General features: G+C 53.8%; 15 protein-coding genes, 1 pseudogene and 1 CRISPR repeat array. Of the genes and pseudogenes, 13 read left to right on the top strand and 3 right to left on the bottom strand.

The window, feature by feature from the left end; translation table 11 throughout:
• The first annotated feature begins 1 nt into the window (after position 1).
• The 5 genes from EL22_RS15015 (at position 2) to EL22_RS17560 (ending at position 6,100) form a co-directional block, all read left to right on the top strand.
• The gene (locus EL22_RS15015; RefSeq protein ID WP_050052229.1) at positions 2 to 1,042 is read left to right on the top strand and encodes a hypothetical protein; all 1,041 of its coding nucleotides are present in this window, start codon (positions 2 to 4) and stop codon (positions 1,040 to 1,042) included.
• 129 nt (positions 1,043 to 1,171) lie between these two features.
• Positions 1,172 to 4,207 (top strand): hypothetical protein, encoded by a 3,036-nt coding sequence (locus EL22_RS15010; RefSeq protein ID WP_156184199.1) that lies wholly within the window; start codon positions 1,172 to 1,174, stop codon positions 4,205 to 4,207.
• Positions 4,207 to 4,449, top strand: a complete 243-nt coding sequence (locus EL22_RS15005; RefSeq protein ID WP_156184198.1) for a hypothetical protein — start codon at positions 4,207 to 4,209, stop codon at positions 4,447 to 4,449. Before EL22_RS15010 ends, EL22_RS15005 begins: the two co-directional genes overlap by 1 nt.
• A gap of 3 nt (positions 4,450 to 4,452) precedes the next feature.
• Positions 4,453 to 4,725: a hypothetical protein gene (locus tag EL22_RS15000; protein WP_156184197.1), complete on the top strand. Its 273-nt coding sequence runs from the start codon at positions 4,453 to 4,455 to the stop codon at positions 4,723 to 4,725.
• Between the two features lie 826 nt (positions 4,726 to 5,551).
• Positions 5,552 to 6,100 carry a hypothetical protein gene (locus EL22_RS17560; RefSeq protein ID WP_156184196.1) on the top strand — a complete coding sequence of 183 codons (549 nt, stop codon included), beginning with the start codon at positions 5,552 to 5,554 and terminating at the stop codon, positions 6,098 to 6,100.
• A gap of 7 nt (positions 6,101 to 6,107) precedes the next feature.
• Here EL22_RS17560 and EL22_RS14995 read toward each other — a convergent pair whose 3' ends face one another.
• Positions 6,108 to 7,427, bottom strand: a complete 1,320-nt coding sequence (locus tag EL22_RS14995; protein WP_156184195.1) for an O-antigen ligase — start codon at positions 7,425 to 7,427, stop codon at positions 6,108 to 6,110.
• A 433-nt stretch (positions 7,428 to 7,860) separates the two neighbouring features.
• On the opposite strand from EL22_RS14995, the gene EL22_RS14985 reads away from it, so the two are divergent.
• The 6 genes from EL22_RS14985 to EL22_RS14955 all read left to right on the top strand — a co-directional run bounded on the left by EL22_RS14985 (position 7,861) and on the right by EL22_RS14955 (position 12,616).
• Complete coding sequence (locus EL22_RS14985; RefSeq protein ID WP_156184194.1) at positions 7,861 to 8,190, top strand: hypothetical protein; 330 nt, start codon at positions 7,861 to 7,863, stop codon at positions 8,188 to 8,190.
• A 1-nt stretch (position 8,191) separates the two neighbouring features.
• Positions 8,192 to 9,535: a hypothetical protein gene (locus tag EL22_RS14980; protein WP_050052222.1), complete on the top strand. Its 1,344-nt coding sequence runs from the start codon at positions 8,192 to 8,194 to the stop codon at positions 9,533 to 9,535.
• Positions 9,532 to 9,900, top strand: a complete 369-nt coding sequence (locus EL22_RS14975) for a hypothetical protein (protein ID WP_050052221.1) — start codon at positions 9,532 to 9,534, stop codon at positions 9,898 to 9,900. Before EL22_RS14980 ends, EL22_RS14975 begins: the two co-directional genes overlap by 4 nt.
• On the top strand, positions 9,897 to 10,226 hold the full coding sequence (locus EL22_RS14970; RefSeq protein ID WP_050052220.1) for a hypothetical protein: 330 nt from the start codon (positions 9,897 to 9,899) through the stop codon (positions 10,224 to 10,226). Before EL22_RS14975 ends, EL22_RS14970 begins: the two co-directional genes overlap by 4 nt.
• 495 nt (positions 10,227 to 10,721) lie before the next feature.
• On the top strand, positions 10,722 to 11,309 hold the full coding sequence (locus tag EL22_RS14960; protein ID WP_050052218.1) for a site-specific integrase: 588 nt from the start codon (positions 10,722 to 10,724) through the stop codon (positions 11,307 to 11,309).
• A 293-nt stretch (positions 11,310 to 11,602) separates the two neighbouring features.
• Positions 11,603 to 12,616, top strand: coding sequence for a Cdc6/Cdc18 family protein (locus EL22_RS14955; protein WP_050052217.1), 1,014 nt, complete (start codon positions 11,603 to 11,605; stop codon positions 12,614 to 12,616).
• Positions 12,617 to 12,650: 34 nt separating this feature from the next.
• Here the strand turns inward: EL22_RS14955 and EL22_RS17555 are convergent, their stop codons facing one another.
• Together EL22_RS17555 and EL22_RS19460 are read right to left on the bottom strand one after the other, a co-directional pair.
• Entirely contained in the window at positions 12,651 to 12,962 is a 312-nt protein-coding gene (locus EL22_RS17555) for a hypothetical protein (protein ID WP_156184193.1), read from the bottom strand.
• A 65-nt stretch (positions 12,963 to 13,027) separates the two neighbouring features.
• Positions 13,028 to 13,922: direct repeats of the CRISPR family, unit length 30 nt; unit sequence GTTTCAGACGGACCCTTGTGGGGTCGAAGC.
• 43 nt (positions 13,923 to 13,965) lie between these two features.
• Positions 13,966 to 14,250, bottom strand: a pseudogene (locus EL22_RS19460) (Hachiman antiphage defense system protein HamA); the annotation flags it as partial.
• A 149-nt stretch (positions 14,251 to 14,399) separates the two neighbouring features.
• Here EL22_RS19460 and EL22_RS14950 point away from each other — a divergent pair.
• Positions 14,400 to 14,873, top strand: coding sequence for a hypothetical protein (locus tag EL22_RS14950; protein ID WP_156184192.1), 474 nt, complete (start codon positions 14,400 to 14,402; stop codon positions 14,871 to 14,873).
• Positions 14,870 to 15,100: a hypothetical protein gene (locus EL22_RS17550; RefSeq protein ID WP_156184191.1), complete on the top strand. Its 231-nt coding sequence runs from the start codon at positions 14,870 to 14,872 to the stop codon at positions 15,098 to 15,100. Before EL22_RS14950 ends, EL22_RS17550 begins: the two co-directional genes overlap by 4 nt.
• Positions 15,101 to 15,105 lie beyond the last annotated feature (5 nt).

Raw genomic sequence — 15,105 nt, 5'->3', positions numbered from 1 at the left:
GATGACTGATAAAAATACGCATAACCGAGAAGATCTCGACGAAGAGACTCGAGCACTTGTTGATGAAGTCGACGAACAACTCGAGAACTCAAGCACGACCTCGAGCAACCAGCCGTCCAGGAGCGAGAGTAAAAGCAATCGCGACCAGAATTCGGAACCGACCGATGAGTCCGACGACGTTGGAAGCGTTGCCGACACGGCCTGGTCGCTTGTGCTCTCGTCACTCGGCTCGGTCCTGACCGCTCTCATCTTCGTTCCGCTCTCGAAGATGCCGCGGCGGACCTCAGTCTACCAGAAGATGATTCGGATGGGGTTCCAGGCGCTCTTCAAGAAAACTGACGCCCACGTCATCGTCAACACGATCTACGGCGATCGAGAGGTCATCCCCCGGCCAGCCGAGATCGACAAGGAGGAAGGGAAGGTCAAGACCAACAACGGTGAAGAGTGGACGCTTCCCGATGGCTTCCAGACGTACCACATTGGGCAGTCTCGCGTAATGTGGGGCGTTGCAGACGACCACGCGCTGGTTGATCCAGTCGGTGCTCGAACTGCCGAGAAACTTGACCTCGAGGACGCAGTCTACGTCCAGCGACTGAATCGACAGAAGCAGTCGAAACAACAGGGACCAACACCGACAGCGCAAGGACCGACGCCACAAGTTCGCGCTGACGGTGGCGTCCACTCCGTGACCGGATTAGCTGCAAAATCCCTTGGCCGGTGGAACGGAGAACCGTTCGAAGACGTCTACGTCAACTGGGCGAATACGAATCCCGATGCTGACGGGATGGTCGTCAGCCTCGAGAAACACTACGAGATGTATCACTCGCAGGGCGCGACCGAGGAGATGAAGAAACAGGAGGACCGGGGACGCCTCGCAGAGCGTTTCGACGGCGACAAACGGACTGCGCTGATCTACGTCGCACTGCTGGTCGGTGGGATCGTGCTGGGTATGTTCGGCCCGAGTGTCGCATCCTCTCTCGGTGGCGGTGGGGAGGCTGGGACATCCATCTCGCTGATGATGCAACCACTGCTGGGGGTGTAAGCCATGCCGACAGACGAACAACGAGCCCGGCAGCGTGCACGCGGAGAGCAACCATCCCAACGGATGCAACAGCGCCAACGGGCAGAGGCTCAGGCGGCGCAAATCGACGCTCAGCGAGCGAGGGAAGACTTGGTTGAGCAGGTTGCCAACGAGTACGATATTAGCGAGGACGAAGTCGTACTCGACGAGTCCGGCGATCAGATTCAGGCGCGACCGATCCCTGAACGCGAACTCGAGATAATCCGTGACGAGATTGGAACGGATTACCTGATGAGCGATCTTGAGGCTACTAACATCATCTGGGATTTTACTCGTCCCAGTGAAATGGACGAGTTCCGCCCGATCATCACGTCAGGAGGAGGTACCTCTGAACACCCAACAGAGGAGTTGATGAATATCAACCCTGACGAATACGCGAGGTATTACGAGGACGATATGACCATCCCTGAGCCAGATGAGATCCGACAGGCTCAGGAGATCTTCAAGGATGAATATCAGCGTGCGGAGGAGAATCCAGAAGCCTACGTCGAAGAACTCCGTCAGAATGATAGCCATATCATCGATCGAACCGTCCAGGCCGAAGAGCAGTTTCAAAGAAATGTAAGTGAGACAAATCAAGAGTATCAAGCCAAACGTGACATTGCTGAGAATCTTGGCGTCTCGGTTGATGACCTCGAGACCGACACACAGTATGGACAGCTCGAAGTAACGGGAATCTCGGATAGCGGTCGCGAACAAATCCAACAGCGAGTTGCCCAAGACCAGTTCAACGACTTGATTGATCCTGGAGCGGTCGATGTCTCAGTTGACTCTGGAAGTATCCAGACAGATGTCGATCCTAATGTCGCTCGAGACGCTGCCATCGATCGGCAGCGCCAACAGATCGCCGACGAACAAGGCGTCGACAGGTCCGATGTCCAATTGGAGGGGGATTACGAAGACTACGACTACTCCGAGCTCGACGAAGAGGAGTTAGAATTCTTCCTCTCCGAAGAGGCTCGAGAAGAGAAATTTCTCGAAGATCTCGAGTCGGAACTCGACGACCCCACTCAGCAGGACGAAAACCCATTAAGCAGAATAACGGGGAGGGTGAGAAGTGCCATTCCGTTCGTCGAAGGTCCTCCTGAAGATCCATTGAGCGGTGTCGAATATGAGGATGTCGCGGGTGTTGACTTGTCTGATGGACAAGCGCAAATCCAGTTTACTGAAGAGTACCAGAAGGAACAGACACGGGCCAATATTGCAGAACAGTACTCACAGGAACAGCCTGGAACAGTCGATCCTGAAGATATCCAAAACGTCGATATTAGTGGCGAGGAGGTTGATTACCAGCTCAGTGAGGCGGCCGAAACAGAGTTCCAAAGAGAGTCTGCACGCGACCAGTTCGCGGAAGAACTGAGCATCGATGAGAGCCAATTCGATGTCGTAGAGCAGGACGGACAGTTCGTTCCAGACCTCGATCGCGATGCCGAAGAGGATCTCCTTATTGATCAAGTGGTAGAAGAGGAGGGCGTCGAGCGATCCGAGGTCAATGTTGTCGAAACCGACAGTGGCGAGCTTGGTGTACGGATCGATGAGGAAAGAGAGAGACGCCTCGGAAGAGCGCTCGAATCAGCGAGTGATTGGTGGCAGTCCGGCGCAGAGACCATCAGTGGAACTGTCGAAGAGTATCTCCCAAGTGAGCCAGTTTATCTCTCAACCACCAGCGGTCGATCGATAGAAACTGATGCTGATATCGATGAGACTGTCGGAGCGTTTGTTGAGACAGGAACCTCAACCGTTGATCCAGCAGGAGCAGCATTGACTACTGGAGACACTCTTGTCGCTGCTCGAGACGAGTTAAAAGCCGCTGCAGAGTTTCAGGAAGAGTCAGCCGACGAGCTTGCGACGATGGGTTTTGAGGACTTCCAAAGCGAGCCTCTCGATTACACATCGACAGTCCTCGATACTGGATTCGGAGCTGGATACTGGAGCGGCCGCGCTCAAGATGCAGGAGCAGCGACTGTCGAAACTGGACAGGCAGCTGGAGAAGCATTCGCCGAAGAGCCTGTTGTTTCATCGGCCCGTGTAGCTGGCGGAGGTCTCGTAGCATATGCGGCGCCAGCGGCTGTCTCTCGAGGCGTCTCTCAGATTCGGCGCTTAGATTTCGAGCCTCGAGGAGATATGATCAGTCGCGGTCCCGATCGCGGCCAGATGGATCTGACGATCCAGCGACAGCGACCAACATCTGATCTCCCGGACAGCGAACGACCAGCCGATCCAGAAGCCACAACTCCAGAAGGACGGACAGCGCCACGAGAAGCCTTCGAGTCCGACGAAGCGTACCAGCAGGCACTCCGTCGTCGCGAAGAGCAGATGGTCCAGGAACTGGTTGACTCGGAACCAGCTGGACCTGGACCAGATGCCACTCCCGTTGAGCGAGTGCGCGCGAGTCAAGACATGTTCAGCTCGCAAGCGGAGTATCAGCGTGAACTCCAGCGCGCCCGTGAGCAAATGCAGCAGACACAACGGCAAGACTCTTCGACAGGTGTTTTCGGAGATCCAACGGCTACGGAAACATTTGGATCCCCGAACCAGATGGAGACGGCAACTGCCGTTGACGACGTCGGTGCAGACTCTGGCTCGCAAGATAGGCAGACTGTTTTCGCGTCACCGAACGACAGCGGAACAGTTCTCGAAGCTGGTTCCACAGCAGCAACGAGGTCACAGGATCTGTCTCAGGTCTTTGGAGATCTGTCCTCGGACGTTACGACCGAGCAAATGCTCGGGATGGATCAGCAGTACGGAGACTCGATGATCGCCGGAGTGTCGTCTGCTACGGCAGCCGATACCGCGGTCTACGAACCAACGATGACCGCGATGTCGCAGCCAACGGCGACGGCGAGTGTCCTCGAGCAACCAACTGCGATGGATATGTCGATGGGACAACCCTCGCAGATGATGCAGCAGACGATAACTCGATCAGGGCGACCCACACGCCCACGAGTCCCGTTCCCAGAGTGGGACCCAGAGGATCCCGGCGACGGGTTCTTCGACTTCGAGACGGAGGACGCCGCGTGGGAAACTGGTATCGCAGAGGCAGAGGATCTCGGATTCGACTTCGATAGCGCTTACGACTACGATTTCTGGGGTTCGGACTCAGACAACAGCGAGTGGTGGTCCTAATGTTCTCAGTCTGGCTACGCGCGGCGATCACGTTCCTCGTCGCTCCAATCCTCATCCTCGTCTTTTGGCGGGTGATGGGACCGATAACCGGGATCATCAAGAGCTTCGGTGTCGGGCCATCGTCACATGCTGGCCAGCTGACGATGACTGCCATCTGGTTTCCGTTTATCGTACTCCTCTCGCTGGTGATCTGGATCGTCGCGGCAGCCGTCTATCAGCGCTCACAAACGGGGGGATTCTAACAGATGTTCTCCCATCTCAGACGGATTGCTGCAGCACTCAGCATGATCATCGGCGTCGCGATCTTGGCGATCGTGATCGACGCGGTCGTCTACCCGATCTACGAATTCGGAGGGGAGTCGGGATTCCGTGATGGACCCTTCTCGTCGATCCACGAGTTGGTCGGCTCACTGATGTGGTGGATCGTCCCGATCTTCCTGGTTGGCATCCTGATCTGGGTGCTTGTCGGACCGATCCAGCGAACGCGACGCGAACAGGAACAACGGAGGATACGATGACAACAGACGATCTCAAGCGATTGCAGGAGGAAGCGTGTATCGATCGGCCGGGCCTCGAGGACGAACGAGTCCCGGCAGCAGCACGAGTTACAATTTCATAATCATGACAGAGAGCTCACCGGCGGAACGAATAGAACAACTCGAAAACCGAGTCAACGAACTCGAAGCGCAGCAGAACACTCACGTCTCGAGACGGGGCGTCCTTAGTGCACTCGGAGTTGCAACACTCGGCGCTGGGGCAGGAGCGTACGGAGCGACACAGCGGGCAGCAGCCCAGCAGGGAAGTGGGACGATCGGGACACCAGATAGTCCCCTGAGTGCAATCTACGTCGACGATCTGTATCAGACCGATGACCATCTCGAGTTAGCGTCGCTCAGTACAGATAGCTTAGATGGCGGGTATCCGTCTGAGGTTCGGGCAATATCGAGCGGAAGCGTTGTCGCAGCTATCGACCCGTCAAGTACTGCAACCCCGATACAAGACGCAATCGACGCCATCAATAATACGGGGAATGGGTCGGGTTTGATCTTGCTACCCCATGGCATCTCATCTCCTGGTGGGCTAACAGACTACGGCCGATGCGAAATTCGTGGATACCATCCCCGAAGCCATGTCAATCATACCGATAGTTCGCAACCGCTATTCATAGCCGATGACGCGTGCCAATACTGCAAGCTTGATAATCTTGAATTGGCTGGTCCATCAGGAGATACCCCAGCAATCAGGTTCGACGCCTCTGTTGGCCATTTTAACATTGGATCACTATTCATCCGCGACTATTCAAACGGTCCCGGCATTATCGAATGCACCACAGGAGGACCGTGGGTGTCAAATTGGGACTATATCCGGTTTGGGGCCAACTGCACCGGACGGGGTCTGAACGTCACCGGAACGGGCAACCCACTCACTCGAGTTGGTGTTATAGAGAGCTATCTATCATCTAATGATATTCCAGTCTATCTCGAAGAAGGGATTTGGGAAATCGGACAAGTAAACGTCGGCGGCGAGGCGCAGCAAGCCCTTTACACAGATACACGGGTGAATGTCTACTCAGTTAGCTACGAGATTACCGAGGGGACAGCTCCGAGTTATATTGTCTGGGTTAACGGGACTAGTCCAACATATATCGGAAATGTGCAAAATATCCAAGATATTGGAAATACAAACGGTGTGCGGTTAGATAGTGGGCCAGGGAACATTATTGTACAGTCAGTGACGGATAGCTATAGCAGAGTGCAAAACAGTATCCAAGTTTCAGACACGCTTGTGGAGCCTTGTTGGTATTTCGGCGACAGTTCAGATATCGATGCGTTTGGATCGAGTGGAACGGACTATCTCCGTGCCTTAGCGTCCGCAGGAACCGGAAACGGATAGCGCGCGGTTACTCAACTACTGTTCTAAGCGCCCATCCTAACGCAACCGCAAAGAGGATCGAGCTCGGCGATAGACCGAAAATACTCGAGCCGTTGAACAATTGGGCAATAACTGCAACCCACAGGACTGCGTGACTCGCGAGTCCGTCGCTGCTCGAGCCGCTCTGAAATAGCGAATAGATATGCAACCCGAGATACGCGACGGCCGCGAACACGCCCCCGGACAAAGCCATTCGGAAGAACGAGTTGTGTGAGGTGTAGCCCGCGAATCGTGATTCGCCGAGGTATTGGTTTAAGACAGCAGTTGTATCCGTTGCACCATAGCCGAGCAGGGGCTGTTTGGCGATCGCGTCTGCCGCCGCTACCCACAGTTGTCTGCGACCGGTCAGGGAGACTGTCTCGAGCAGTTCCGGTCCGGGGACAGCGCCGAATAGTGCCAGGAAGACATACAGAATGCCACCGAGTGCGGACATCGTCACGAGCGTTGTTGCGTATCGGTTGTACACAAACCCGGTCGCGTAAACTCCTAAGCCTGCGACTGTCGCGGCTTGTGCTGCCCGGCCACCGGATGCGATCAGCCCGATGGCGTTAACCGCAACGATTGTGAGTGTGAGGTTCGTTAATTGCTGAGTCGTTACCAGACCGACGATCGCGAAGGCACAAACAAGGCCAAGCATGTTTGGGTTCACAAATATTGAGGTGATATTATTCGTCCCCACGATCGGGGTAGTCGTCGTCCAATCGGTGAGTGTCACTGGCCCGATCGCCATTTGCTCGATAAATAATGTCGGAGACGCGATTATGACGAGACACGCCGACACAAGACCGAACCACCGCCAGAATTTGGTGAAATCAACAACATGCACGAGCAAGAATAGTATGAGGCTTGTGACGGCCATAAAGGCAGCCAGACGGGCAATTGCACCCATCGAGGGATTCCGGATTGTTCCGATCCCCATCAATCCGAGGACGAGTGCATAGAGGCCCACCGCGGGTTTTGGTGCGGTAATTTCGAGATTGTCAGCTGAGATCAGCCAGAGACAGACCGCCACCAATGAGCCCGCTACTGCAAGATACCCGAGCGGCCGGGGGAAAATCGACGAAATCAGAAACGACGCACAAATCAAACATAGCAACGCGAACGAGCCTCGAGATAAGTTTGCTTCAGACAACTCGGCCATGGCTGCTGTTCCTCGTAATATCAGTTTAATCTTCTTGATGCCCCCTCCACGCGGATATCCCCCGGAATAACCATTAATCCAGAGTGTATTGAGGTAGGCATGGCCTCTGGTAGGGGAGATACAAATATCGATTTCGGATCGGCCCATTGGGTCAGGGATTGTCCTGGCTTTGCGCTACTTGCAGCGATCCAAATCCCGCAGTGGCTACTTTTTGAGTGGGTTGTCAACGCACACTCATACCCCATGGCGGTCTTGGTCGGTGCATCGCTTGGGGTTGTGTTTCTGACAGTTGGTTACGAGAAGGCTACAGACAATAGCCTCGGGGTTGTGGATTTTCAATCAGACGAATAGTTCTGAGCTGTAGTTGCCGGTCGTATACATACCAATAATCCTAGGTGGCGCTGTTTTCGGTTTGTATTTCCTTGAGAGGATTTCATCCTCTAACTCGGAGTTTTGGATATCTCATCCACTAAATAACTTAAATGAGTAATATATAATAAATAAACCAAACTAATTAGACTATGTAGGCAATCGACATTGACCATACAAAAAACATGTGTCACAATGGAGTTGATGGTCGATGAACCGCCGCATGATAGCGTTAGGTCTCATCCTTTTCTTGGGTGTAGCAGGACTAGCGTATGGAATCACCAGCGAATACGTTCTGACCGATGGTACACACCTGAACGCAAGCGACGGTCCTGAAGTAACCCTCGAGGATGATGTTGATCTCACGACCGAACAGCCGTTCCCAGATTCGAATACAGTCGATCTCTACCCGCATGGATCTGTGTCATCGGATGGATCAACTGAGGCGTCGGTATCTGGTCTCGACGAAGAGTTCACGTCGTTCGATCAGTTGAGTGTTGACGGGACACCGCTCGAGATCGGGCTGGACGAGAAAAAGTGATGTGGCAATCGAGGGTGAACTCGACTCGTTTGAATACCGCGATATCGATATCAGCGACAATTCGACGGATATCCGGTACGATGCAACTGGGTATGATTTCGAGATCACGCTGCACGATCTTGGGGAAGACACAGGCGTTCAGATCGTCGACACAGAATCAGGAGAGATTGTCGACTCCGCTGAGGTCCAAGATGGATCGGTCACGCTGGATGACCTTGAGACAGGGAGCAACGAGATCTCGATTCAGAACGCTCCCGATGAGCTCGAGATCCGAGACGAACAGACTGAAGAACTTATCGAAAGTGCAGATGGAGAAGAGGTTGAAGTTCGATTCTTCCCAGAAGGAGACAGTGAACAGGTCGAAACCAGAACGACGACCAATGGTGTGGTGGACTTCTCCGGGTTACCAACCGACGAAGAGTTCGTCATCACTGTCAGCACTGAGGGATACGAAACTCGATCGATCTATATCGATTCGATTCTCTATCAACAGACCGTCTATCTCCTATCAACGGACGCTGATTCGTCATTGATCACCTTCAGCTTAAATGACCGCACGGATGCTTTCCCGGATTCCGATACCCGTCTCGTCGTCCAAAAGCCGATCGGTGAGGAGAACACTGAATATCGGAATATCGCTGGAGAGTACTTCGGAGCAGACGGAGAGCAATCGGATACGCTCGAGAATGGTGAACGCTATCGACTTTCCGTTGAGAACAGAGATGGCCAAAGCCGCTCTCTGGGCGCGTTCACCCCAGTAACGGATGACATCATCACACTCGAGACCGGCCAAGTCGATATCGGTCCCCCTGGAGACAGTGGCTACGTCTTCGATGCATCCACACAAGGAGAGGACGATGCTCAGGAGATTCAGGTCAGCTACCGAGATGAGGACGATCTCACGGACCGAGTTGATTATCGGATCGTAGAGCAGTACAATGAGAGCAACGTACTGCAGGATTGGGTTTCTGAGATCGATGTGAACGAGTTCCAGGACACAATCCCACTCGAGGGCGACGACGCCTCAACGAATTGGGTGATCCAATACGAGATCAATCGGGATGGAGAGACGATCTCCGATTCAATCCCTGTCGGTGGAATTGGAAGCTTCAACTGGCCGTTGAATCCGAAGTGGTTACAGGCGTTTGGCCTCTTCGCGATCGTCGGCACAGCTTCCCTATTCGGAGGGGCGATGAGTCGGACGGGCGGTCTGGTCGTCTCAGTTCTGGCCTTCGGTCTGACCGCGTTTGGGGTGCTCTCGATCCCGTACCCGATGTTGATGCTTGCAGGAGTTGTCGCAGTGCTGTTTAAATTCGCCGAACAGGGCGATGGAGGTTTCGTATGAAACTCATGCCACTACTCACACTCGGACTGGCATTCGCGCTCGCGTTTAGTATGGTAACACTCTCTGGAGTTGGCCCGCAGCTGGGTCACAGCCCAGACTCGGGCATTCAAGGAGAGTTCAACGACACAGCCTCAGACGCGGAGTCAGGGCAGTTTGATCCAGATGAGGGTGGAGACAGTCTCCTTGGATCAACTGTCGCAGCGCTGAGTATGGTGCAGTCGGCGCTTGGAGTCGTTGTGTTCCTGCCGTCAACGCTCAGCAGTATCGGCGCTCCAGGCTGGTTCGCGTCGCTCGCCGGTCGAGTCATCCAGATCGTGATTGCACTCGGATTAGCACAGATCGTCAGGGGGTTCGAAATCCTATGACTGCCAATCCGATGAACGAGACAGTTGGTCCAGATATTCCCATAGAACGCTTCGGAGAGGGACCCGGAGCCTGGATGGAGATTATCATCGATGTCTGGGGCAGCTTTGCGGGGGAAGCGTTGGTCGGCCTCCTGATCGGCACCGCACTCATGATCGGGATGTACATTCAGTCGGGCGACATGGCGCTACCGACGGTCGTGTTGATTCTACTGAGCAGTGTGCTGTTCGGCGTGCTTCCAGGAGACTATCAGCAGACCGCGATCGGGATCATGGTGATCGGCATTACAGCCGCGATCTTCGAGGTGTTCAGACGATATGTTTGGTAGACTCTGGAGTCTCTTCGAGTTGGCCGGCGTCTGTTTGCTGTTGCCCGCGATCGTGCTCCACGAGTTGACCCACTGGATTGCAGCTCGAGGCGTCGCCGACGATCTTCGATTCCATGCCAATTCCATGCAGCCGGCAGTCTCGGTCAACTGGAGTGAGGGAGTTCCGCGATGGCGGCTTCGAGCCGCGAAGATTGCTCCGACGATTACAGGGCTCGCTCTCGGTCCGCTGGTCGCTATTTGGTTGTTCCGAGGGGGAGAGCACGGGCTGGTTACGATCGTTCTCGTGTCGACCCTGTGGGTCGTCTACACGAAGCCCAGTCAGGGAGATCTGCAAGAACCTCGTATGGCGTAGTATCAGCAGCCGATACATTCGTGTCCGAGAAGTTTCCCAAAGTCGGACACCGACCGCCTCGATCGGCACCGGAAACGTAGTGTGAACCACCGAAACAACTACCACCTCCCCTCGAAACTGACCGGGTAGCTGGCATTCCGGACATGAATCTACAACAGCACGAGAAGCGAGACGATATGAAAGTCTGGCTCAGCCAGACCGAAGTTGAACAACTGCTCGAGGCGACCGATGGAACCCAGCAGCGGATCGCGTTCGAACTCGGGGCTCGATGTGGCCTCCGCTCTCACGAGGTCTTGGACGTTGCGCCAGACGATATCGTTGATACCGAGGCCGGAACGATGCTCCGAGTTTGGCACGGGAAAGGCGATAAGTTCCGCGAGACACCGGTCCCGCGCGACCTCGCAACGACGATCGAGACCATTGACGACTACCGTGACGCTCCAGGAGGGAAGGCACTCGTCGAGATCACGTCGACGCGCTCACTGCGACGATGGCTCCGGGCAGCTGCAGACCAGTTACGAGATGAGACGGGGGACGCTGGTTGGAACCATCTTGGATATCACGATCTCCGACGGACCTGGGCGACAGCACTGGCGTCGGACGACGTTGATCCGCTGCTGGTCTGTGATTGGGGCGGGTGGAACGATCTCGAGACCTTCCTCGAGCACTATCGCGGCAGCTACAGCCCCGAAGCACAGCAGCGCGAACGCAAAAAGGTCGACTGGCTCTGACTACCGACCGTCAAATGCTCTCTCTATGTCTTTCACTCTTCGTTCAAGGTTGTTGATTTGGTCTTCCAGTTGGCCGATCTGGTCACTCAAACTTCGAGAACCATTTCGTCCCACATCGTCTTGTAAGTCTGAGATCTCGCGCTCGATTTCTCTGAATCTTCTTTCGGAATCGTCTGGCATTGCACCTGATGATTTGTCTATAGATTAATAAGCGATCGCGTAACGCAGTGAAAGTAGAATCACTTTCACTCCGGACGGTCACGATTTATTGATAGTCCGGATAGATGACTTGTATGATCAACAACGCTCGAGCGCTCGAGACGGCCTACGTTCCACAGGATCTCGAGCATCGGGAAGGACAGATCGATCAACTCGTGGGGGAGCTAAATCCACTTGTCCACGGTCTCTCGGGGGAGCACTCGTTTATCTTCGGACCGAGTGGTGCAGGCAAGACGACGCTCGCAAAGTTCGTCGTTCGAAAGCTCCAGGAAGAATCGTTCGGCGTTCAGGATGCATACCACAATTGCATGTCTGCATCAGCGAAAACCGATGTTCTCCACGGCTTAGTCAACGATTCAGGTTTGGGAAAGCGCTTGCCGAAGGACGGTGTATCGACGAGTCGGTATCTCGATTGCATTCGTGACTCCGACGACCACATCGTCGCGATCGTCGATGAGGTCGACGTGCTCGATGACGAAACCACGCTGATCGGACTGTCGGAGCTTCCGAACGTGACCCTGGTGATGATTACGATCGATGAGCACGACTTTTTCAGCGATCCGCGATTCGAGGGGCGAGTCAAATCCCGGTTCCGGGCGTGTGAGAAGATCCCCCTTCGCCGATACGAGCAACATGAGCTCGAAGATATCCTCTGGTCTCGAGTCGATGCAGGGTTGAAGCCGGGAGTGATCGACAGCTACGTCGTTGAGTACATCGCGAACAAAGCAGCTGGGGATGCACGCGAAGCGATCATCCTCCTTCGGCGAGCGACCATGCGCGTGATGCACGACGATCGGTCGGAAATCACAGTCGGAGATGTCGACGCCGTTGAAACTGGAGCAATGGAAGAGAAACGACAAGGCCACATCGATTCGCTGGGAACGCACAAGCGGTTACTCTACGATATTATCAAACGAACTGGAGAGATATCCGCGAGCGAACTGCGATCGACATATGAAGAGCGCTCACATAATCCACGAGGAGATACGACGCGAGGTCGGTATCTGAGTGCCCTGGAGAACAAATACGACCTGATCACGTCAACAGGGACCAGTCGCGGGACAACCTACGCCGTCTCCGACATCTGAGGACTTCTGCCACTTTCCCCATGTACCTGTACTTCTATTGATCCTTCAGAGCTGTAATCTGTTTTTCTCCATCATCTGCGAATATGATTAAGCCATCTAGAATAACTGGGACTCCAGGATCCTCCGCACCACTAGTATCAAAAGTCCATTCTACGTCACCGTCTTTTGGGTCTACAGCATGTAATGTTAAACCATCTTGTGGGTTTTCTGACCCCCACACATACAATAGATCCCCTGCAACTACCGGTTTCCATGCTGTAATTGCACCTTCATAGTCCCATTCTTGAATTTCTTGTTGTGATTGAAGATCTATGGCAGGAAAATTCAGATATTCTGAAGTTGGCACGAAAGCGGTATCTTTGTTAATTGTGGGGCTTGATAGTTTGCGGGAAGCGTCTGCTGGTCCCAATTGTTTCAGACGGACCCTTGTGGGGTCGAAGCCCAATTGAGTAATGCGATTGTGGCAAGATACTCCCCAGGTTTCAGACGGACCCTTGTGGGGTCGAAGCTCGATCGTCTCCGACGTCGACTCGATCTCGTTGACGAGTTTCAGACGGACCCTTGTGGGGTCGAAGCTCGACGGAGTCGAGGTAGGTGCTGTCTGCTTGCGTGGTTTCAGACGGACCCTTGTGGGGTCGAAGCGTGACCTACAGCGCAGACGACGGTGACGAATCAGATGGTTTCAGACGGACCCTTGTGGGGTCGAAGCGTCCTCGAAGGCCGGCGCATCACCCGCGGCGTCACCGCGTTTCAGACGGACCCTTGTGGGGTCGAAGCCCATTTTAGTGTGCCTGCTGAATTGTGATGTCTGCAGGTTTCAGACGGACCCTTGTGGGGTCGAAGCGCGGACAAGTTCGCCGACCGAATGAGCGAGGAAATAGTTTCAGACGGACCCTTGTGGGGTCGAAGCGTGATTTAGCACCCACGTCGCCGAGAAGTCCGGGGTTTCAGACGGACCCTTGTGGGGTCGAAGCGCCGACTGTCGCGACGCGTGGGGATCGAACCGCTGGTTTCAGACGGACCCTTGTGGGGTCGAAGCTCGACGGCCTGCGCGCCGATACGGCTCGCGAGTACGCGTTTCAGACGGACCCTTGTGGGGTCGAAGCGACTCGCCGATGTGCTCGAGGAACCAGTCGAGTCGTTGTTTCAGACGGACCCTTGTGGGGTCGAAGCAGTTGTACGTCCGATCCCACCCAGTCGAGCGTAAAGTGTTTCAGACGGACCCTTGTGGGGTCGAAGCAAGAAGTCGAAGCGCTGGACGCCAGAGACGATGCAAGTTTCAGACGGACCAGTTCGTGCCTGGTTTTCGTATCACCAGTTGGATCGTGGAATCTGTTGATGCTATCAAGTGAATTTCGTAGAGCATCACTACGCCTTTTCTGAATTTTTGATTCACCCAGTGCCAGCGATTCTTCGCCATCGTGCATCCCATAGAACAATCCGTCAGACCCCTTGACCTCTTGAACTGGCTCCTGAGTCCAGAATAGCTTGTGACTGACCATTGGTATCTCAAGAACTGCATCAACGAACAGAAAGAGAATCAGCTCACCGAGCTTCCCATCAGTGCTGGGATTGTCTGGAAAATCAGATCGCTTCTGAGCTTCTTTTGAAGGCCACTTCCCACTATCCAACATGTCGTTAATTTCTGTCTTTGAAAATACAAATTGAGGGTATTTCCGCGGGTGGGAGACTAAGTGAGATCTCATTTGACTCTGATTTCATGCTCTGGCTATTTTGGCAGTACAGCACAGGTCAGTCAATCTCGGATTTGAGTCCGATTTCCTTGACGAGTGCAGAGCTCAGTGGGCAAAGAGATATGTTTGGCAAATCGGCGCAGGTGTCTGAGAGTATTGATTTATCTTCCTCTCCACCCATATTGCTCGGCCTGCTAACCGGTCAGCACTTCCAATCAATCAGTGGTAAGTTCGAATACCACGGAGAGTTTATCGAGATGGATATTTCCCAGCATGGGAGGGTTCATGTGAAAACAACCGGACAACTCGTGGATTTATCTATGCCTGAGCGTGTCCTCCTAGCTAGTGACGCGGTAAATAAGACCGTAAAAACGTACTCTCAGTGGACGAATAGACCCCCATCGAGCAAGTATCCCCCAGCGGAGTTCTTCAGTAATATGCTGGAACGACTCTCAGATCAAGATGTTGAAGTGAGGTTCTCCACAGATCAGATCTTCAAAAAGTACGCCGAAAAGAGGGCGGAGGACTTTGAAGAATACACTAGAACGATTCGAGACGTTTGATTTGGAGACGTAACAATGGCGTTTCGATTGGTGACATAGAGATAAATGAAGTGGTGTTGGTAATCACAGTTCCAGATGAGAACAAGCCAAGAGAGATATTGGACGGTTGGATTTCTGAACAAGATGATTTAACGGCTATACCTGATGTTGAAGGACATTTAGATGAGCAGTTCAAAGGATGGGAGGATTACTCTGGTGAGAAGTACTATACTGTGGTTCTACTCTAAATTGA

The organism is Halostagnicola sp. A56 (genome assembly GCF_000691505.1).
GTDB lineage: Archaea > Halobacteriota > Halobacteria > Halobacteriales > Natrialbaceae > Halostagnicola.
This window is presented reverse-complemented; position numbering and strand designations above follow the sequence as displayed.